Genomic DNA, 19710 nt, shown 5'->3' with positions numbered 1-19710 from the left:
CGCACCGTCCTCAGGAGCATTCTCTTGCCCACATCCGCCACCCCCGCGCGCCGCGACCCACCGGTCGATCCGCGCGGAGTCCGATTCTCGGCGGCGCTCACCACCGTCGTGCTCGCACTGGTGCTCGTCAGCGGCAGCGGCTGGCTGCTCGCCGCCCAGGCACTGGTGTTCGCACTCGGCTCGGTCGCCGGTCTCCGGTTCGCGCCGTACTCGGTGGTGTTCCGCAAGCTCGTAGCGCCGCGGCTCGTCGCGCCCACGGAGAAGGAGGAGGCCGCTCCTGTGCGGTTCTCCCAGACCGTCGGGCTCGTGTTCGCCGTCGTCGGCGCCGCGGGGTACTTCGCGAACCTCACCGCGCTCGGCGTCATCGCCACCGCATTCGCGCTGGCCGCCGCCTTCCTCAACGCCGCCTTCGGCTTCTGCCTGGGCTGTGAGATGTACGGCCTGATCGCCCGTTTCCGGAAGAACAACCAACAGGGAGCCACCGCATGAGCCGCCAGGACGTCCTGGTCACAGCAGACTGGGCCGAGAAGAATCTCGGCACCGAGGGGATCGTCTTCCTCGAGGTGGACGAGGACACCACCGCCTACGACGGTGGGCACCTGCCGGGCGCCATCAAGGTCAACTGGACGAGCGAGCTCCAGGACCCGGTGCGCCGCGACATCGTCAACAAGGAGCAGTTCGAGCAGCTGCTGTCCGCCAAGGGTGTCGGCAACGACGACACCGTCGTGCTCTACGGCGGCAACAACAACTGGTTCGCCGCATACGCCTACTGGCAGTTCAAGCTCTACGGCCACCAGGACGTGAAGCTGCTCGACGGCGGGCGCAAGAAGTGGGAGCTCGACGGGCGCCCGCTCACCTCCGACGTCACCGAGCGCGCCGCCACCAGCTACACCGCCCAGGAGCCGGACAACTCGATCCGTGCCTTCCGCGACGAGGTGGTCGAGGCGATCGGCGGCAAGAACCTGATCGACGTGCGCTCACCCGACGAGTTCTCCGGCAAGATCCTCGCCCCGGCGCACCTGCCCCAGGAGCAGTCCCAGCGGCCCGGCCACATCCCCACCGCGATCAACATCCCCTGGAGCAAGGCGGCCAACGAGGACGGCACCTTCAAGTCCGACGACGAGCTCAAGAAGCTCTACGGCGACGCCGGCTACGACGAGAACCGCTCGACGATCGCCTACTGCCGCATCGGCGAGCGCAGCTCCCACACCTGGGTCGTGCTCCACGAGCTGCTCGGCTACGGCGACGTCAAGAACTACGACGGCAGCTGGACCGAGTACGGCTCGCTCATCGGCGTGCCGATCGAGCTGGGGGCGGGTCGCTGATGTGCGGAGCACCTGACCAGGCCGTCGCCCTCCCGCCGGGCACCGACCTGACCAAGGAGACAGTGCTCACCGGACGTGTGCTGGCCGAGGGCCAGCCGGTTGGGGGCGCGTTCGTCCGGCTCCTCGACGGCACCGGCGAGTTCACCGCGGAGGTCGTGGCCTCCGCCAGCGGGAACTTCCGGTTCTTCGCGGCACCGGGCACATGGACACTGCGCGCGCTGTCCCGCTCGGGCAACGGCGAGACCGTGATCAACGCCGACGGGCCCGGTCTGCACCAGGCCGAGGTGGCCGTGGCGTAGGGCCACTGAGCATCGGGAAGAGCCCCGTGCACGCGACTCGTTCGCGGCTCGGGGCTCTTCCCGTATGGCGGGCCCGGCCCGCCGGCGTCGCACGCACTAGGCTGCCCGCCCGTGAACTGGTTCTTCTCCGGCCTGCTGATCGCGGCGAGCGCCGGCATCCTCGGGTTCACCGGCTACCTGCTCCGGCGGCTCTTCACGACGGAGCCGGGTACCCCGGACGTCAGCAGGGAGGTCGGCCCGTGACAGGACCGGACGCCGAGTCCCCACAGACGATCTCCGGGCCGGCCAACGCCGCGCCCGACTCACCTCGCCGCAACCGGCCGCGGTTCGAGGACCTACCGGTCCCGGACGACACGGCGAACCTACGAGAAGGCCCCGACCTGCACGAACAGTGCCTCGGTCTGCTCCCGCTGATCGGCGTGTGGCGCGGCGCCGGCGAAGTCGTCTATCCGACGATCGACGGGCCGTTCGCCTACGGGCAGCAGCTCGTCTTCGCCCACGACGGGCGCCCGTTCGTGTCCTACGAGGCGAGGGCGTGGCTGCTGGGACCGGACGGCGAGGTGCTGCGGCCCGCAGCGCGAGAGGTCGGCTTCTGGCGGCCACAGCCGGACGGTGAGCTCGAGGTGCTCATCACACACGCCACGGGGATCAGCGAGATCTTCTACGGCCGCGCCCGCAACCTGACGTCCTGGGAGATCGAGACCGACGCGGTGGTGCGCACGGCGTCCGCCAAGGAGGTGTCGGCCTCGCACCGGCTGTACGGGCTCGTCGAGGGCGGCGACCTCGCCTACGTCGACGAGCGAGCGATGGAAGGACAGCCGCTGCAGCCGCACCTCTCGGCCCGGCTGAGCCGCATCGCGGGGTGAGCCCTACCTAGTTCAGCGGCGAAGTGGGCGTCACCAGGGCACGCACCTCGTCGACCGGGAGGCCGGCGAGCCGGGCGAGCTGCTCCGGGCGCAGGCCACTGCCGGCCAGCCGCTGCAGCACATCCTGGAGCTGGGTACGGCACGCTTCCAGCTCGGCGGCGGCACCGACCGCCCGTGCCGGATCGTCGAGGAGCACGGCGAGCAGCCGGTCCCGTGCATCGGCCCGCGCAAAGGACGGCTGAGCCAGGGCTGGTGGGGCGGACGGCGCAGGCGGGGGCGGCGGGGGCGGTGTCGACGCGTCCGAGGGCCCGGCGTCCGAGGGCCCGGGCTCCGACGGGGACGAGCCCCTGTCCACGCTGCCCAACCGCTGGTCGATCCGGTTGCCCTGGTCGGTCCCGTTGATCTTGTCGTCGATCCCGCTGCGATGCTCGATCCCGTTGCGCTTGGCCGCCGCTGCTCGCACGGCGAACGCCTGCGCGACCGCCGCGGCCACCGAGCGGCCGGACCCCGCAGTGTCGGCCGGGGAGGACCGTCGGCCCGAACCCGTGTGCCCGTCCGGATCCTTGCCGTTGGCCGGCTTCCAGGTCTTGCGACCGACGGTGTCGATGCCGTCGAGGCCGTCCAGCCCGGTGACGAGGTCCGGGGCGTCCGCCCCGACCGCGCCCAATCCGACGACGGCGGATGCCTCGGCCGACGGCCGGTCCGCCGGACGAGCGACGGTGTCAGCTCCCGGGGTTCGGGTGAAGGTGTCCGACGGCGTCAGCGCATCGGGTCGCCCTCCCGCCACCGTCGTGGCCTGCTGCGCCGCCTGCGCAGCCGTGGCCGCGGCGACCTCCGCCGCCGCGAATGCCGGCGCCACGAAGAGGGGCGCCGGCTCCTGACGGCTCGGCCGGTCGAGGAACGACGGCGGCATCAGCGACGGCTCGGAGCGGACGGCGCGGTGCGCGGTGGCGCCGGGCCAGCCGTTCAGGCTCGGGTGTCTCAGGGGCGCGGCGCCGAAGGGACGTCTGCGGCGCAGCGCGACCAGGATCAGCAGGATGATCGCGACGGCCACCATCACGGCCACACCCGCCGGGACCAGCCCGTTTGCCATGGGCAGTTGCATGACTGCGCACGGTAGTACTTACCGGGTCACTGTGCGCAATCGTTGTCAGCCGGTGCGTGACGCCGACGGAGATCGTCCCGAGCGGTCCGGACTACCCGCTCCACCGGGGCCTCCGTCGCCGCGCATGCCGTCCTTGGCCTCGTCCGACCGTGGGTTCTTCTGCTCAGCGCGGTTTGGAGGTGCCCCTGGCGGGGAGCCGAATCGCCCTGCGTCCTGCGCCCCCGGAGGGCGAACCGAATTCACCTTGACGGTTGAGTCCACGGGGACATTAGTGCGCCCCTGACCGTCGGTGACCGGAGCCGTCCCGGACTTCTCGGGTGGGCGGACTTGCGGCACCGCGGTGGTGCGTTCCGAGGCCTGCTGTTCGTCGCCAGGACGGCCGGCGACCGGACGGAACAGGTCGCCGGGCTCCGGCTCGGGCTCGGTGCTGGGACGCATCGATCCGGACTGCTCGACGGATGACACGACCGCCTGATAGCCGCCGGTCGGCAGGCGGTGGGCCGCCGTCTTGCCCTGCGAGGGAGAGGACGAGGAGCCGCGATCGGCACCGGAGGAGGCGTTCGCACCGGACTCGCCGCGCGCGGCCGCGGGCGACGAGCTGCGCGAGTCGCTCTGTGCCGCAGCCGGCTGGGCCTTGGGGCTCGCAGGCGCGTCGGGGCGGGCCGCCTGCCGGTTGGCCGAAGGGTCACCCCCGTCCGGAGCTGCCGACCCGCTCCGGACCGGGGCGGCGGGCGGACGGGACGGACCCCCCTGCGTGGGACGTGCGGGACCGCCGTCGGCCGGCGAAGCACCGGCGCTGCGGCCGGCCGGAGCAGGCGACGGCGAGGCGGGGCGGGCACCGGAGGCCGGGCCGCCCGTGGGAGACGCCGGCGCCGGGCCGGGCTTGGGCGTGCCGGAGCCGTCGCGCTGCCGGGCCGCCGGGGACGGGGCTCCCTCACGAGGCGGGAGGGTGATCCGGGCAGTGGGCGCCGCGAGCAGGCCCTCGAGCTGGCCACGCATGCGGGTGAGCTCTGCGAGCACCGCGTCGCGCTGGCGGACCATGTCGGCGAGCTGTGCCCGGACGGTCTCCTGCTCGGCGCGTGCGGCGGCGTGGGCCTTCTTGCGGATCTCCGCGGCCTCGTCCTCGGCGGCCTGCAGGATGCTCTGCATGCGATCGGTGAAACTGCCGATCATGTCCGGCGACTCGCCGGGCGGCACGGGCCCGCCGGGCCGCGGCCGTGGCGTGGGGCGCGGCCGCGCGCCGGGCGGAGCCTGCTGGCCCGGCCCGGGGTGGCCGCCGCCCGGCTGCGCAACGACCGGGAGAGGCTGGCTGCGCGCCAGTTCCAGGTCGGCCCGCATCCTGGCGATGACGCGCTGCAGACGGGCCACGTGCTCGTCCACCTGCCGGCGGTCGTAACCGCGAAGGACGACATCGAACCGTGGGGCGCCAGGCGCTCCCGCGTCAGTCGTCATCGTCGGCCCCTCCCGAGCGTATGGTCACCCTGCATTTCGCCGAGGGTAGGTAGATGGTCGCGGTCAGACTTGTCCGTTCACCCCTACGGAGTATACCGGGAGCGGAGACTCTCCCCGGGTGGGCGGTTCGGGGGCGACAGTGCGCGGTGTCCGAAACCACGACGCCGCCGACGGCCTACCATCAAGTTGATGGACACCCCGTCGATGCTCGATCCCGCCGGCGGATCATCGGCGCTACGCCGGACACTCCACCAGCGTGGCCTCCGAATGACCCCGCAACGGCAACTGGTGCTCGACGCCGTACGTGAGCTCGGGCACGCCACGCCGGAGCAGATCTGCGCACAGGTCCAGCGGGCCGCGCCCGCGGTGAACATCACCACGATCTATCGCACGCTGGATCTGATGGAGCGCATCGGGCTGGTGCGGCACACGCACCTCGGCCACGGCGCGCCCACCTACTCCGAGCAGGAACACGAGCACGTCCACCTGGTCTGCCATTCGTGCGGCACGGTCACCGAAGCCGCCACCGACCTGATGGACGACCTCGCGGAACGGCTGCGCAGCGAGATCGGTTTCGAGCTCGACGCCTCGCACATCGCCCTGTCCGGCACCTGCAGCGACTGCCGCCCCACATCCCCGGAGTTGTCATGAGCGCGCATGAGGAGACGCTTCCCGGCGCCGACTCCGACCCCCAGGTTCCCGCCCACCGCGGCGATCCGCTGGCAGAGCAGCGGGCCATGGCCCGAACGGCCGCCGTGGTCGACCGTGGGCACCGCGGCGTCATCGCCGTCACGGGCGAGGACCGGCTGAGCTGGCTGCACCTGCTGCTCACCCAGCACGTGAGCGAACTGCCCGCCGACACCGGCACCGAGGCGCTCGTGCTCGACATCAACGGGCGCGTGCTGCACCACATGGTGGTCGCGCACACCCGCGACACCGTCTACCTCGACACCGAGCCCGGTGACGTCCCCGAACTGCTCGCCTACCTCCAGAAGATGGTGTTCTGGTCGAAGGTCGAGCCGCGCGACGCCACCGACGAGCTGGCAGTTCTCAGCGTCGTCGGACCGGCCACGGCCGACGTGCTGGCGGCGGCGGCGGGGGTCGACGTTCCGGAGACACACGGCGCACTCGCACTGCCCGACGGGGGCGTGGTGCGGCGGATGCCGTGGCCGGGCACCGACGCGGCAGATCTACTCATTCCGCGGGACGCCTCGTCCGCATGGTGGGAGCAGCTCGTGGCCGCCGGCGCGCGACCTGCGGGCACCATGGCGTTCGAGGCGCTGCGCGTGGAGGCCTTGCGACCCCGGCTGCACGTCGACACCGACGACCGCACGATCCCCCACGAGGTGGGCTGGATCGGCTCGGCCGTGCACCTGACGAAGGGCTGCTACCGCGGCCAGGAGACGGTCGCGCGGGTGGCGAACCTCGGCCGCCCACCGCGCCGGCTCGTGTTGCTGCACCTCGACGGGGGTGACGAGCGCCTGCCGGTGCCCGGCGACCCGGTGGTGCGCGACGGCCGACCGGTCGGCCGGGTGGGCACGGTTGCACTGCACCACGAGCTCGGCCCGGTGGCGCTGGCTCTGGTCAAACGGTCGGTTCCGGTGGACGCCGAACTGGTGGCCGGGGTCGACGACCGGATCGCACCGGCCGCGATCGACCCCACCTCGGTGCTGCCGGAGGACGACACGCCCCCACCTGGGCGCGCGGCCCAGATCAGAGGCGGACTACGGGGCTGACCAGGGCGAACGTCCGCTCAGTGCGGCGTCCCACAGTCCATACCTTGGGAAAGCCCTCCTGGCCAGCGGGACGCCCGCGTACGGTCGGATCGCGTGGGGGCGGACAGCGGGTACCGGTGGGTGGTGCTCGCGGTGGGAACCGTCGCGCAGGCCGCCACAGCCACCTACTTCCTCGGCCTTTCCGCCGTCACCCCCGCCCTTCGTGACCACTTCGGGCTCGGCCTGGCCGGCGTCGGCGCGCTGATCGGCGCGATCTCGGTCGGTCTCGTCCTCACCCTGATCACGTGGGGCGGCGCAGCCGACCGGTTCGGCGAGCGCGGTGTGATGACCATCGGACTGCTCGGCTCTGCCGCCGCGCTGGGCGGCACGGCCCTCGTGAGCAACCCGGTCGTCGCCGGTGTGCTCCTCCTCCTCGCGGGGGCGTCCGGCGCGAGCGTGAACGCCGCCAGCGGCCGGGCGGTGCTCACCTGGTTCCCGACCGCCCGCCGGGGCATGGCCATGGCCGTCCGGCAGACGTCGGTGCCCATCGGCACGGCGCTCGCCGCGGTCTCGCTGCCCCCGATCTCGCGCGTGTGGGGCGTGCCCGCGGTGTTCGTGGCTCTCGCCCTCACGTGTCTCGTCGCCGCGGTGGCGGTGGCGATCTGGGTACGCGAGCCGCCCGGACGGCCCGCCCGTGGCACCCGGCCGACCACGAGCACCCTGGCCGTGATGGCCGACCGGCGGCTGCTCCGGCTCAGCCTGAGCGGGCTACTGCTCGTCGTGCCGCAGTTCCTCGGCTCGGTGTTCCTCGTCGAGGTGCTGCACGACGGCGCGGGCCTGTCTCTCGGCCTTGCCGGGGGGCTGCTGGCACTCGCCCAGGTGCTGGGGGCGGCGGGGCGGCTGGGCAACGGCCTGTGGTCGGACAAGGTGGCGAGCAGGCTGGGACCGTTGCGCATCATCGCGCTGGCGTCCGCACTCGGGTTCGGCCTGGCCGCGGCGCTGGAACCAGGCCCGGCGCCACTGCTGGCCGCCATCCTGGTGCCCGCGGCCGCGACCGCTATCAGCTGGAACGGCCTCGTCTTCACCGCGGCGGGCGAGCTGGCGCCGCCGGACCGGGCCGCCACCGCGATGGCCGTGTCCAACACCGCGAACTACGTCGGGGCGGCGGCCGCGCCCGCCCTCGGCGGCCTGGTCGCCGAGTTGGCCGGTCTGCCCGTGATGCTGGCGATGGGTGGCGCCGCTGCGCTGGCCGCGTTCGTCACACTGCGCCGGCTGGCCGAGCCCGTCATGCACAGCCACGCCGACGCCTAGCAGCCCGGCGGCTTCCACCTGCGAACATCGCCCCATTCGTCCTGCCGTGGGTTATCCATGGCGCTTCGCGTCCCGCCGACATGGAGCGTCCGAAATCACACAACCGGTGCCACATCGCACACCGGCCCGTCCGCAAGGTACGGTGGTCACCAGGACATTGATGAGATGTGAATGGGGCCGCCGAGCTATCCGGCCGCCCCTTCCCTGTTGTAAGGGGGACCAGCCATGGGGCGCGGACGAGCCAAGGCCAAGCAGACGAAGGTGGCCCGAGAGCTCAAGTACAGCTCCCCCACCATGGATCTCGACGCGCTGCAGCGCGAGATCGGGAGTGGGACGGCGGCACCTCGCAACGGTGGTGGTGACGAGGACGACTACGCCGACCCGTACGCCCCCGAGGCGGACGACGAGGACGAGGCCCCGAGCCGCCGGTACCGCTGACCGCCGGGCCTTCGGGCCCTGTCCGTGGTTCGGTCGAGCACCCGGTATGTGCCCGACCGAGCCACGACGGCTACGCGGAGCGGGAGTGCGTCACGTCGAGAGCGTGAGCTCGAACGCATAGCGGGTCGCGCGGTAGATGTGAGAGCCGTACTCAACTGCTTGACCGCTTGCATCCCATGCCGTGCGCGTCATGGTGAGCAGCGGCGCACCTCTGACGTCGCCGAGCATCCTGGCCTCGGCCGTGGTGGCGACTCTCGCCCCCACCACCTGGCTAGCCATGCGTGGCGCGTACCCCGCTGCCCGCAGCAGCTCGTAGAGCCCGTGCTCCTCGAGGTCGGCGCGACTCAGCGGTAGTACGTCCACCGGCACGGCGTTGTGCATGATCGCCAGCGGCTCGCCGTCGGCGAACCGCAACCGCTCGATCCATGTCACGTGGGCGTTGCCGTCAAGACCGAGTGCCTCCGCCACGTGGTCGGGCGCGGGCCCCACCCGGAGCGTCTGCACCTCGGTGCGTGGCTTCTGTCCCGTCTTGGCGAGATCGTCGTAGAGGCTCGTCAGTTCGACCGGGCGGCGGACCTTCGGGTGGACGATCTGCGTGCCCGCACCCCGTTTGCGGACGAGCACGCCCCGCTCCACGAGGTACTGCACTGCCCGGCGGATCGTGGGCCGGGAGACCCCGAGGCGCTCGGCCAGCTCCACCTCGTTCTCCAGCCGGCCGCCGACCGGCATCTCCCCGCTCTCGATCAGTTGCTGCACCCTGCTCGCCACCTGGAAGTACAGCGGGACCGGACTGGTCCGGTCCAAACCCATCTCCGGGACCAGGCTTCCTGGCGCCGAACGCTCCACGCCTCAGCACTCCTTAAGACCTCTATGTCAGGACAAAGTGTTGACAGGTTTCGCGGGTCAGAGTACATCTGTCCGAGTGTTCCGGGTCACTCTCGGGCCACAACCCGAACGGGAGGACAGCGACGATGACGCCGGGGCCGACGCGGGGCCGGGACCGCCATACGCCGGGAACGACCGCATGAGCGCCCTCGAGGTGCTCACCATGGGGCGGATCGGGGTGGACATCTACCCGCTCCAGATCGGGGTTTCGCTGCGCGAGGTGCAGACGTTCGGCAAGTACCTGGGGGGAAGCGCGTCGAACGTCGCGGTCGCAGCGGCCCGCCACGGCAGACGCAGCGCGGTGATCACCCGGACCGGGGAGGACCCGTTCGGAGAGTTCCTGCACGACGCCCTACGCGGCTACGGCGTGGACGACCGGTACGTCACGGCGGTGCCCGAACTGCCGACCCCGGTGACGTTCTGCGAGATCTTCCCGCCTGACGACTTCCCGCTCTACTTCTACCGTCTCCCCAAGGCTCCCGACCTGGAGATCCGCACCGACGAGCTCGACATGGACGCCGTGCGCGCGGCCGACATCTTCTGGGTGACCGGCACCGGTCTCTCGCAGGAGCCGAGCCGCGGTGCCACCCTCGCTGCGCTACGAGAGCGGAACCGGCGCGGGATCACGGTTCTCGACCTGGACTACCGGCCGATGTTCTGGCCCTCCCGGGAGGAGGCCCGCCGGTGGATGCAGGAGGCACTGCCGCACGTGACGGTCGCCGTCGGCAACCTCGACGAGTGCGAGACCGCGGTCGGAGTCAGCGAGCCCCACGCCGCCGCGGAGGCACTGCACGATGCAGGCGTCGAGCTCGCCGTCGTCAAGCAGGGCCCGGCCGGCGTGCTGGCGTCGGACGGCTCCGCGAAGGTGCAGGTGCCGCCGATGCCGGTGGAGGTGGTGAACGGCCTCGGAGCCGGCGACGCCTTCGGCGGCGCGCTGTGCCACGCCCTGCTCTCCCGGTGGGATCTCGAGCGGGCGATGCGGTTCTGCAACGCCGCCGGTGCGATCGTCGCAGGCAGGCTCGCCTGTTCCGACGCCATGCCCACCACCGATGAGGTCGAGGCCGGGCTGCGGGAGGCCATCGGTGCGTGAGGACCAGCTCCGCAACCTGATCGACAGCCGCGTGCGCAGGCCACAGGCCGTGGCCGAGGCCGCGGCTCACCGCCGCAGGCCCGGCTCGCTGCTCGGCGAGCACGGCAGGCTGATGATGATCGCCGCCGACCACCCGGCTCGGGGCGCGCTGCGGGCCGGTGGCCGTGCGCTGGCCATGGCCGATCGGAGTGATCTGCTCGACCGGCTGTGCCTCGCCCTGTCCCGTCCCGGCGTGAACGGGGTGCTCGGTACTCCGGACATCCTCGAGGACCTCCTGCTGCTCCGCGCCCTCGACGACAAGGTCGTGGTCGGTTCGATGAACCGCGGTGGGCTGGCCGGCACCACGTTCGAGATCGACGACCGATTCACCGCCTACGACGCGAAGAGCCTCACCGCGACCGGGTTCGAGGGCGGCAAGATGCTCATCCGCATCGACCCGGAGGACCCCGCCACGGCCGCCACGCTGGAGGCCGGCGCGAAGGCCATCGGCGAGCTGGCGAAGCACGGCCTGATGGCGATGGTCGAGCCCTTCATCTCCCACCGCGTGGACGGGCGCGTCCGCAACGAGCTCACGGCCGAGGCCATGATCCGCGCGACGTGCGTGGCGGCGGGGCTGGGCGCGACGTCCGCGTACACGTGGCTGAAAGTGCCGATCGTCGAGGAGATGGAGCGGGCGATGGCCGCGACCACACTGCCCGCGCTGATCCTCGGTGGCGAGGTGACCGAGGACCAGGACGCCGCCTTCGCGAGCTGGAGCAAGGCGCTGACCCTCCCCACGGTGCAGGGCCTGGTGATCGGGCGTTCGCTGCTCTATCCACCCAACGACGATGTCGCCGGCGCAGTGGATGCGGCGGTGAGCCTCCTGTGAACGAGCTTGCGAGCGAGACCCGCACCGTCGGCCCCGTGGTCCGCAGGGGCGAGACGGGCGACGACACGTTCTCCCTCGTCATCACGCCGGAGAACGCGGGTTGGGGCTACAGCAGCCTGCGCGTGCTCGAACTGCCGGCGGGCGGTCGCGCCACCTTCGCCACCGGCGAGGACGAGATGGTCGTCCTCCCGCTCTCCGGAAGCTGCACGGTCGAGTGCGACGGCGAACGCTTCGAGGTCGCCGGGCGCGAGAGCGTGTTCTCGCGGGTCACCGACTTCGCCTACGCCCCCCGCGACGCGCAGGTGACCGTTTCCTCGGCATCAGGCGGCCGTTTCGCGCTCCCCGCGGCCCGCGCCACCCGCCGGCTGACCGCCCGTTACGGCCCGGCCGACGGCGTCTCCGTCGAGCTGCGCGGGGCCGGGCAGGCCAGTCGGCAGGTGAACAACTTCTGCAACCCGGAGACCTTCGACGCCGACAAGCTGATCGCGGTGGAGGTGCTGACCCCGGCCGCGAACTGGTCGTCCTATCCCCCGCACAAGCACGACGAGGAGCGGGAGGGCGAGGCTCAGCTGGAGGAGGTCTACTACTTCGAGGTCGCGCCGGGCCCGGCCGGCGAGGGCATCGCCTACCAGCGCGTCTACACGTCCGGCCCGGGACGCGAGATCGACGTCTGCGCTGAGGTCCGCAGCGGAGACACCGTGCTCATCCCGCACGGCTGGCACGGGCCGTCGATGGCCGTGCCCGGCTACGACCTCTACTACCTCAACGTCATGGCCGGGCCGAGCCCGCAACGGGCCTGGCTGATCTGCGACGACCCCGCCCACGCCTGGATCCGCGGCACCTGGGACGAGCAGGAGATCGACCCCCGGCTCCCGCTGACGACCACAGAGGAGCGCTTCCTATGAGCGAGCTTGCGAGCGAATCATCGACACAGCGGCCCCGCGCGGTGTTGTCTCCCTATGGGCTGACCGAGCGCAGCGAGGGATTGCGATGACCGTTCGGTTGACCGTCGCCCAGGCGCTCGTCCGGTTCCTGGCCGCCCAGTACAGCGAGCGCGACGGGATCGAGCAGCGGCTGATCCCCGGCTGCTTCGGCATCTTCGGGCACGGGAACGTGGCCGGCGTCGCGCAGGCGTTGCTGGAGTCGGCCCAGGGTGACGGCACGGGCTCCGATCTCCCCTATCACCTGGCCCGCAACGAGCAGGGCATGGTGCACTCCGCCGTCGGCTACTCGCGGATGCGCAACCGACTGCAGGCGATGGCCTGCACGGCGTCGATCGGGCCGGGGTCGACGAACATGCTCACCGGGGCGGCCCTGGCCACCACCAACCGCATCCCCGTGCTCCTGCTGCCGTCCGACATCTTCGCGACGCGTGTGGCGAGCCCGGTGTTGCAGGAGCTGGAGCAGCCCTTCGGCTACGACGTGTCGGTGAACGACGCGTTCCGGCCGCTGTCACGCTTCTTCGACCGGGTCTGGCGCCCGGAGCAGCTCCCGTCGGCGCTGCTCGGCGCGATGCGGGTGCTCATCGACCCGGCCGAGACCGGCGCGGTGACGATCGCGCTGCCGCAGGACGTGCAGGCCGAAGCGCACGACTGGCCCGAGGAGCTGTTCGCGAAGCGGGTCTGGCACATCCCGCGCCCGGTTCCGGAGCCTGCTGCGCTGGCCCGGGCCGCCGACATCATCTCCTCGGCCCGCCGTCCGCTGCTCGTCGCGGGTGGCGGGGTGCACTACAGCGAGGCCACCGAGGCGCTGCGCCGGTTCGCCGAGGCCACCGGCATCCCCGTCGCCGACACGCAGGCCGGCAAGGGCGCGCTGCCGTGGGACCACCCGCAGGCCGTCGGCGGTGTCGGGTCCACGGGTTCCCCGGTGGCCAACGCACTGGCCCGCGAGGCCGACGTCGTGATCGGCGTGGGCACCCGCTACAGCGACTTCACCACGGCGTCCCGCACCGCGTTCCAGCACCCGGACGTCCGGTTCGTCAACGTCAACGTCGCGGCGTTCGACGCGGCGAAGCACGCCGGCACGATGGTCGTGGCCGACGCGCGAGCGGCGCTGGACGCACTCGTCGACGCGGTCGAGGGGTACCGCGTCGACGAGGCGTACACCACCACCCACCGTGAGCACGCCGAGCGCTGGAACCAGGTCGTCGACGAGGCAGCGCACCTGGGTCACCAGCCGCTCCCGGCGCAGACCGAGGTGCTCGGCACGCTCAACGAGGTGATGGACGCGCGGGACGTCGTGGTGCAGGCAGCCGGCTCCATGCCCGGTGATCTGCAGATGCTCTGGCGGGCCCGCGACTCGAAGCAGTACCACGTCGAGTACGCCTACTCCTGCATGGGCTACGAGATCGCCGGAGCGCTCGGGGTCAAGATGGCCGCACCGGAGCGTGAGGTGTTCGCCCTGGTCGGCGACGGTTCCTACCTGATGATGTCCCAGGAGCTGGTCACCGCGGTGTCCGAGGGAATCAAGCTCAACCTCGTCATCGTGGAGAACCACGGGTTCGCCTCGATCGGCTCGCTCTCGGAGTCGGTGGGCTCGCAGCGCTTCGGCACCGCGTACCGCTACCGGAACCCGCGGACCGGGCAGCTCGACGGCGACGTCCTCCCGGTCGACCTCGCCGCCAACGCCGCGAGCCTCGGTGCCGACGTGATCCGGGTGCGGACGATCGAGGAGTTCCGCGACGCGCTGGCGCGTTCCCGCGCGTCCGTCCGCACGACGGCGATCCACATCGAGACCGACCCGCTCGCGCCCGTCCCGTCCTCGGAGAGCTGGTGGGACGTGCCGGTGTCCGAGGTCGCCCAGCTCGACAGCACGAAGCAAGCACGTAAGACCTACGAGGCGCGCAAGGCGGAGCAGCGACCCCTGCTGCGGCCGTCCGACGCGTCCGGCTCCCAGGAGGGATCGTCGTGAGGACCATCACCCACTGGATCGGTGGCAAGCCGGAGCCCGGCACCTCCACCCGCACCGGCCCGGTGTGGAACCCGGCCACGGGCGAGCAGCAGGCCGAGGTGGCGCTGGCGAGCTCGGCCGACGTCAGCGCGGCCGTCGCCACCGCGGCCACCGCGTTCGAGACGTGGTCGCAGTCGTCGCTCTCGACCCGCACGAAGGTGCTCTTCGCGTTCCGCGAACTGGTGAACGCGCGCACGCTGGATCTCGCCGAGATCATCTCCGACGAGCACGGCAAGGTCGTCTCCGACGCCCGGGGTGAGGTGCAGCGCGGGCTGGAGGTCGTCGAGTTCGCCTGCGGCATCCCCACGCTGCTCAAGGGCGAGTACTCCGACCAGGTGTCCGGCGGCGTGGACGTCTTCTCGTTCCGTCAGCCCCTCGGCGTCTGCGCCGGGATCACGCCGTTCAACTTCCCGGCGATGGTGCCGATGTGGATGCACCCGGTGGCGATCGCGTGCGGCAACACGTTCGTGCTCAAGCCCAGCGAGCGCGACCCGAGCGCGTCGATGCTGGTGGCGGAGCTGTGGGCCGAGGCGGGGTTGCCCGACGGCGTCTTCAACGTCGTGCACGGCGACAAGGAGTCCGTCGACGCCCTGCTCGACCATCCGGACGTCGCCGCCGTGTCGTTCGTGGGCTCGACGCCGATCGCGCGCTACATCCACGAGCGCGCGTCGGCGAACGGCAAGCGGGTGCAGGCGCTCGGCGGGGCGAAGAACCACGCGGTGGTCCTTCCGGACGCCCCGCTGGACTTCGCGGCGGAGCACCTGGTCGCGGCCGCGTTCGGGTCGGCCGGTGAGCGCTGCATGGCCGTCTCGGCGGCCGTCGCCGTCGGTGCCGCCGCCGACGACCTCGTCGCCGCGGTGAGCGAGAAGGCCCGCGCCGTGAAGGTCGGCCCGGGACGCGCGCCCGAGAGCGAGATGGGTCCCGTCGTCACGGCGGCGGCCCGCGACCGGATCGTCGGCCTGATCGGCAGCGGAGCCGACCAGGGCGCCACGCTCGCCGTGGACGGCCGCGGCCTGACCGTCCCCGGCTACGAGAACGGCTTCTTCGTGGGCCCGACGGTGATCGACAACGTCGGGCGCGACATGGACGTCTACCGGGAGGAGATCTTCGGCCCGGTGCTCTCGGTGGTGCGCACCGGCTCCGTGGACGAGGCGATCGCGCTGATCAACGCCAACCCGTACGGCAACGGCACCGCCATCTTCACCTCCAGCGGGGAGGCCGCCCGGCGGTTCCAGCGCGGGGTGAACGTCGGGATGATCGGCATCAACGTCCCCATCCCCGTGCCGATGGCGTACTACTCCTTCGGCGGCTGGAAGGACTCGCTCTTCGGCGACAAGCACGTCCACGGCCCCGAGGGCGTCTCGTTCTACACGCGAGCGAAGGTGATCACCTCGCGGTGGCCGCATACCGAGCGGAGCGAACGCGGAGCGAGCATCGACACCGCGCACGCGACCGGTGCCTCCTACCACTTCCCGACGGCGACCTGATCATGGCTGCCCTCGACAAGCTCACCCTCGGCACCGCCCCCGACTCGTGGGGCGTGTGGTTCCCGTCCGATCCACACCAGGTGGACTGGAAGCAGTACCTCGACGAGATCGGGCAGGCCGGCTACACCCACACCGAGCTCGGCCCGTCCGGGTTCATGCCGCAGGACCCCGGGCAGCTGCGCGACGAGTTGCAGGCCCGCAACCTCACGCTCTGCGGGGGCACGATCTTCGCCGGGCTGCACCGCGGTGCCGATGCGCTGGACGAGGCGGTGGAGGCGTGCCGCAAGGAGTCGCGGCTGCTCACCGCCCTCGGCGCCCGCCACCTCGTGCTGCTGCCCGAGCAGTACACCGACATGCACACCGGCGCAGCCACCGATTCCGGCGACATCGATCCGGAGCAGTGGAAGAACCTCACCACCGGCTACGACAAGCTCGGGAAGCTCCTGCACGAGGAGTTCGGCGTCGACCTGGTGTTCCATCCGCACGCCGACACCCACGTCGACACGCAGGTGCGGGTGGAGCGGTTCCTCGCCGACACCGACCCGCAGTACGTGAACCTGTGCCTCGACACCGGGCACGTCTCCTACTGCGACGGCGACAACATCGCGATCATCCGGCGGTTCCCGGAACGCATCCTGTACGTGCACCTCAAGCAGGTCGACCCCGCTGTCCGCGACCGCGTCCGCGCCGAGAAGCTCTCGCTCGCCGAGGCCGTGCCGCTCGGGGTGATGGTCGAGCCGCCGTACGGGGAACCGGCGATGCCACCCCTGCTCGACGCGCTCGCCGCGCTCGACACCGATCTCTACACCGTGGTGGAGCAGGACCTCTACCCGGTGGAGCCGCACGTCCCGTTGCCCATCGCCGCCCGCACGGCCGGGTACTTCGCCGGCTGCGGTCTCGGCCCGGTCCGGCGGTGGCCCTACTGACCCATCCTCAGCCGCCGCTGGCGCCGGCTGTGACTGGAAGGAAACTCGATGAGGAGTACCCGGAAGTCCATGCGGCAACTGGCCGTGCTCGCGGCGCTGGGGGTCGCCCTGGCGGCGTGCAGCAGTCAGGGCGGGGCGAGGAACCAGGCCGAACAGGCAGGCGGCGCTTCCGGCGGCCGCACCTACACCATCGCGATGATCACGCACGAACAGGCGGGCGACACGTTCTGGGACAAGATCCGGGCAGGTGCTGAGGAGGCGGCCCGGGTGCACGGCATCGATCTCAAGTACTCGAACAACGAGCAGGGCCCCGAGCAGGCCACGCTCGTCCAGAACGCGATCGACAGCAAGGTCGACGGCATCGCCGTGACGCTGTCCAGCGCCGACGCGGTGATCCCGGTGGCGAAGAAGGCGGCCGACGCCGGCATTCCGGTCGTCGCGTTCAACCAGGGCCTCGACCAGTACAAGCAGGCGGGCGCGAAGATGTACTTCGGGTCGGACGAGGACCTGGCCGGACAGTCGGTCGGTCAGCGGATCGCCGCGGAGGGCGACGGCGGCAAGACCCTCTGCGTCATCCAGGCCCAGGGCTCGGTCGCGCTCGAGACGCGATGCGCCGGCGTGAAGAAGGCGTACCCGAATACGGAGAACCTGCAGGTCAACGGGGCCGACCTGCCGTCGGTGCAGCAGACGATCGGCGCGAAGCTCAGCCAGGACCCGTCGATCACCCACATCGTCACGCTCGGGGCCCCGATCGCGATGGCCGCGATGCAGGCCCAGGCCGACTCGGGCAACACGGCGAAGCTCGTCACGTTCGACCTCAACCAGGACGCCGCCAAGGCGATCCAGGACGGGAAGATCGACTTCTCGGTCGACCAGCAGCCGTACGTGCAGGGTTATATGGCTGTCGAAGGGCTGTGGTTCGAGCTGACCAACGGCAACGACCTCGGCGGTGGCAAGCCGGTGCTCACCGGGCCGTCCTTCGTCGACAAGAGCAACATCGACCAGATCCTGCCGTACACCCAGAACAACACGCGCTGACCGCGTCCCCCGGGGAAGCCGGTCGACCGGCTCCTCCGGGCCCAGCAACTCCTGGAGCAGCCATGACGACGACCCCAGTGGCGACGAAAGAGCCGCCCAGAAGTCCCGGTACAGACGGTGCGCAACGACCCACCCGGTCGCTCATGGCGCGCATCCTCACCCGCCCGGAGATCGGCGCGGTGGCGGCGGCGATCGCCATCTTCATCTTCTTCTTCGCGATCGCCCCGCCGTTCCGGACGTTCCCGTCCTTCGCGACCGTCCTGTACGCGAGTTCGACGATCGGCATCGTCGCGGTAGGTGTGGCGCTGCTGATGATCGGTGGTGAGTTCGACCTCTCGGCCGGTGTCTCCGTGGTGACGTGCGCACTGACGGCCGCCCTCATCACCTACCAGCTGAGCCTGAACGTCTGGGCGGGCGTGCTCATCAGCCTGCTGGTCGCGCTGGTCATCGGGTTCGTCAACGGCTACCTGGTGATCAGAACGGGGATCCCGAGCTTCCTGATCACCCTGTCCACGTTCTTCATGCTCCGCGGTGTCAACCTCGGTGTGACGAAAGCCGTGACCGGCACGGTCGCAAGCGACAACGTCTCGGAGCTGGACGGTTTCGGCCTGGCGCACGCGATCTTCGCGTCCGACATCAACCTCGGGTTCATGACGGTCAAGATCACCGTGCTCTGGTGGTTGCTGTTCGTCGCCATCGGGACGTGGGTGCTGCTGCGGACGCGCGTCGGAAACTGGATCTTCGCTTCCGGTGGCAACGCGGCAAGCGCTCGCGCGGTGGGCGTTCCGGTGGCCAAGGTGAAGATCGGCCTCTTCATGGCGGTCGCGGTTCTGGGGTGGTTCCTCGGAATGCACCTGTTGTTCAACTTCTCGTCGGTGCAGTCCGGCCTGGGAATCGGAAACGAGTTCATCTACATCATCGCCGCGGTCGTGGGCGGCACGCTGCTCACCGGTGGCTACGGATCGGTGATCGGCGCGGCCGTCGGCGCCTTCATCTTCGGGATGACGACCCAGGGCATCGTCTTCGCCGGATTCGATCCGAACTGGTTCTACACATTCCTCGGCGCGATGCTCCTGCTCGCGGTGCTGGTGAACCTGTACGTCAAGAACTACGCGCTGACGAGGAAGTGAGGGCGGCCATGACCGACACGATCGCCGAGCACGCGGCAGCGAATCTGAAGGCGGGCACCCCGCTCGTCGAGATGGCAGGCGTCGGCAAGGCCTACGGCGCCATCCGGGCGCTGGAGGACATCAACCTGACGGTCAACGCCGGTGAGGTGACCTGCGTCCTCGGGGACAACGGCGCCGGGAAGTCGACGCTGATCAAGATCATCTCCGGGCTCCACCCGCACACCGAGGGCGTGGTCAAGGTCGACGGCGCGGAGGTGCATTTCGCCTCACCGCGCGAGTCGCTCGACCACGGCATCGCCACCGTCTACCAGGACCTGGCCGTCGTCGGCCTGATGGAGGTGTGGCGGAACTTCTTCCTCGGGTCGGAGATCCGCAAGGGCAAATACCCGCTCGCCCCGCTGGACATCAAGGGAATGCGGGAGATCGCCGACACCGAGCTCAAGAAGATGGGAATCGCGGTCAAGGACATCAACCAGCCCATCGGCACGCTGTCGGGCGGCCAGCGCCAATGCGTCGCGATCGCGCGAGCCGTGTACTTCGGGGCCCGCGTGCTCATCCTCGACGAGCCGACCGCCGCACTCGGCGTCAAGCAGTCGGGTGTTGTGCTCAAGTACACGGCCGCGGCTCGCGACGCCGGCCTCGGCGTCGTGTTCATCACCCACAACCCGCACCACGCGTTCATGGTGGGCGACCACTTCTGCATCCTGAAGCTCGGTCGCTGCGTCCTGGACAAGAAACGCGCAGAGGTGACCCTCGACGAGCTCGCCGCGGAGATGGCGGGCGGGCAGGAGCTCGCCGAGCTCTCCCACGAGCTCGAGCGCTAGCC

Annotated in this window: 21 protein-coding genes; 18 read left to right on the top strand and 3 right to left on the bottom strand. The window is 70.9% G+C overall.

Going from position 1 to position 19710, the window contains the following annotated elements; genetic code table 11:
• Positions 1-24 precede the first annotated feature (24 nt).
• From ACQPZQ_RS02215 to ACQPZQ_RS02195, 5 genes are all read left to right on the top strand, one after another.
• Complete coding sequence (locus ACQPZQ_RS02215) at positions 25-489, top strand: DUF4395 domain-containing protein (protein ID WP_433291473.1); 465 nt, start codon at positions 25-27, stop codon at positions 487-489.
• On the top strand, positions 486-1325 hold the full coding sequence (locus ACQPZQ_RS02210; RefSeq protein ID WP_433291470.1) for a sulfurtransferase: 840 nt from the start codon (positions 486-488) through the stop codon (positions 1323-1325). Before ACQPZQ_RS02215 ends, ACQPZQ_RS02210 begins: the two co-directional genes overlap by 4 nt.
• Positions 1325-1624 carry a DUF1416 domain-containing protein gene (locus ACQPZQ_RS02205; protein WP_433291468.1) on the top strand — a complete coding sequence of 100 codons (300 nt, stop codon included), beginning with the start codon at positions 1325-1327 and terminating at the stop codon, positions 1622-1624. The genes ACQPZQ_RS02210 and ACQPZQ_RS02205 overlap by 1 nt, the downstream gene beginning before the upstream one ends.
• Positions 1625-1735: 111 nt before the next feature.
• Positions 1736-1867 carry a hypothetical protein gene (locus tag ACQPZQ_RS02200; protein ID WP_433291466.1) on the top strand — a complete coding sequence of 44 codons (132 nt, stop codon included), beginning with the start codon at positions 1736-1738 and terminating at the stop codon, positions 1865-1867.
• Between the two features lie 29 nt (positions 1868-1896).
• Positions 1897-2490, top strand: coding sequence for an FABP family protein (locus ACQPZQ_RS02195; RefSeq protein ID WP_433298966.1), 594 nt, complete (start codon positions 1897-1899; stop codon positions 2488-2490).
• A 7-nt stretch (positions 2491-2497) separates the two neighbouring features.
• Here ACQPZQ_RS02195 and ACQPZQ_RS02190 read toward each other — a convergent pair whose 3' ends face one another.
• Both ACQPZQ_RS02190 and ACQPZQ_RS02185 read right to left on the bottom strand, forming a co-directional pair.
• Positions 2498-3595 (bottom strand): hypothetical protein, encoded by a 1098-nt coding sequence (locus ACQPZQ_RS02190; protein ID WP_433291464.1) that lies wholly within the window; start codon positions 3593-3595, stop codon positions 2498-2500.
• A gap of 45 nt (positions 3596-3640) precedes the next feature.
• Positions 3641-5047, bottom strand: coding sequence for a hypothetical protein (locus tag ACQPZQ_RS02185; RefSeq protein WP_433291462.1), 1407 nt, complete (start codon positions 5045-5047; stop codon positions 3641-3643).
• Positions 5048-5236: 189 nt separating this feature from the next.
• On the opposite strand from ACQPZQ_RS02185, the gene ACQPZQ_RS02180 reads away from it, so the two are divergent.
• From ACQPZQ_RS02180 to ACQPZQ_RS02165, 4 genes are all read left to right on the top strand, one after another.
• Complete coding sequence (locus ACQPZQ_RS02180; protein WP_433291459.1) at positions 5237-5698, top strand: Fur family transcriptional regulator; 462 nt, start codon at positions 5237-5239, stop codon at positions 5696-5698.
• Positions 5695-6783: a YgfZ/GcvT domain-containing protein gene (locus tag ACQPZQ_RS02175; protein WP_433291457.1), complete on the top strand. Its 1089-nt coding sequence runs from the start codon at positions 5695-5697 to the stop codon at positions 6781-6783. Before ACQPZQ_RS02180 ends, ACQPZQ_RS02175 begins: the two co-directional genes overlap by 4 nt.
• A gap of 93 nt (positions 6784-6876) precedes the next feature.
• A complete protein-coding gene (locus ACQPZQ_RS02170) occupies positions 6877-8073 on the top strand; it encodes an MFS transporter (RefSeq protein WP_433291455.1) in 1197 nt (398 codons plus the stop codon).
• Between the two features lie 225 nt (positions 8074-8298).
• Positions 8299-8511 (top strand): DUF3073 domain-containing protein, encoded by a 213-nt coding sequence (locus ACQPZQ_RS02165; RefSeq protein ID WP_241041888.1) that lies wholly within the window; start codon positions 8299-8301, stop codon positions 8509-8511.
• A gap of 90 nt (positions 8512-8601) precedes the next feature.
• On the opposite strand, the gene ACQPZQ_RS02160 is transcribed toward ACQPZQ_RS02165, so the two are convergent.
• The gene (locus ACQPZQ_RS02160; RefSeq protein WP_433291453.1) at positions 8602-9357 is read right to left on the bottom strand and encodes a GntR family transcriptional regulator; all 756 of its coding nucleotides are present in this window, start codon (positions 9355-9357) and stop codon (positions 8602-8604) included.
• Positions 9358-9535: 178 nt separating this feature from the next.
• On the opposite strand from ACQPZQ_RS02160, the gene iolC reads away from it, so the two are divergent.
• From iolC to ACQPZQ_RS02115, 9 genes are all read left to right on the top strand, one after another.
• Positions 9536-10486, top strand: coding sequence for a 5-dehydro-2-deoxygluconokinase (gene iolC / locus ACQPZQ_RS02155; protein ID WP_433291451.1), 951 nt, complete (start codon positions 9536-9538; stop codon positions 10484-10486).
• Entirely contained in the window at positions 10446-11354 is a 909-nt protein-coding gene (locus ACQPZQ_RS02150) for a Cgl0159 family (beta/alpha)8-fold protein (protein ID WP_433291449.1), read from the top strand. The genes iolC and ACQPZQ_RS02150 overlap by 41 nt, the downstream gene beginning before the upstream one ends.
• Positions 11351-12259, top strand: a complete 909-nt coding sequence (iolB, locus tag ACQPZQ_RS02145; RefSeq protein ID WP_433291447.1) for a 5-deoxy-glucuronate isomerase — start codon at positions 11351-11353, stop codon at positions 12257-12259. Before ACQPZQ_RS02150 ends, iolB begins: the two co-directional genes overlap by 4 nt.
• A gap of 85 nt (positions 12260-12344) precedes the next feature.
• Positions 12345-14264, top strand: a complete 1920-nt coding sequence (gene iolD / locus ACQPZQ_RS02140; protein ID WP_433291445.1) for a 3D-(3,5/4)-trihydroxycyclohexane-1,2-dione acylhydrolase (decyclizing) — start codon at positions 12345-12347, stop codon at positions 14262-14264.
• Complete coding sequence (locus tag ACQPZQ_RS02135; RefSeq protein WP_433291443.1) at positions 14261-15790, top strand: CoA-acylating methylmalonate-semialdehyde dehydrogenase; 1530 nt, start codon at positions 14261-14263, stop codon at positions 15788-15790. The genes iolD and ACQPZQ_RS02135 overlap by 4 nt, the downstream gene beginning before the upstream one ends.
• 2 nt (positions 15791-15792) lie before the next feature.
• Positions 15793-16716: a TIM barrel protein gene (locus ACQPZQ_RS02130; protein ID WP_433291441.1), complete on the top strand. Its 924-nt coding sequence runs from the start codon at positions 15793-15795 to the stop codon at positions 16714-16716.
• A 48-nt stretch (positions 16717-16764) separates the two neighbouring features.
• On the top strand, positions 16765-17754 hold the full coding sequence (locus ACQPZQ_RS02125) for a substrate-binding domain-containing protein (RefSeq protein WP_433291439.1): 990 nt from the start codon (positions 16765-16767) through the stop codon (positions 17752-17754).
• Between the two features lie 143 nt (positions 17755-17897).
• Positions 17898-18884 carry an ABC transporter permease gene (locus ACQPZQ_RS02120; protein WP_241041881.1) on the top strand — a complete coding sequence of 329 codons (987 nt, stop codon included), beginning with the start codon at positions 17898-17900 and terminating at the stop codon, positions 18882-18884.
• A gap of 8 nt (positions 18885-18892) precedes the next feature.
• The gene (locus tag ACQPZQ_RS02115; protein ID WP_433291436.1) at positions 18893-19708 is read left to right on the top strand and encodes an ATP-binding cassette domain-containing protein; all 816 of its coding nucleotides are present in this window, start codon (positions 18893-18895) and stop codon (positions 19706-19708) included.
• Positions 19709-19710: the final 2 nt, after the last annotated feature.

The sequence above is a fragment of the Pseudonocardia sp. CA-142604 genome (genome assembly GCF_050948475.1).
In the GTDB taxonomy this organism is placed as follows: Bacteria; Actinomycetota; Actinomycetes; order Mycobacteriales; family Pseudonocardiaceae; genus Pseudonocardia; species Pseudonocardia alaniniphila.
This window is presented reverse-complemented; position numbering and strand designations above follow the sequence as displayed.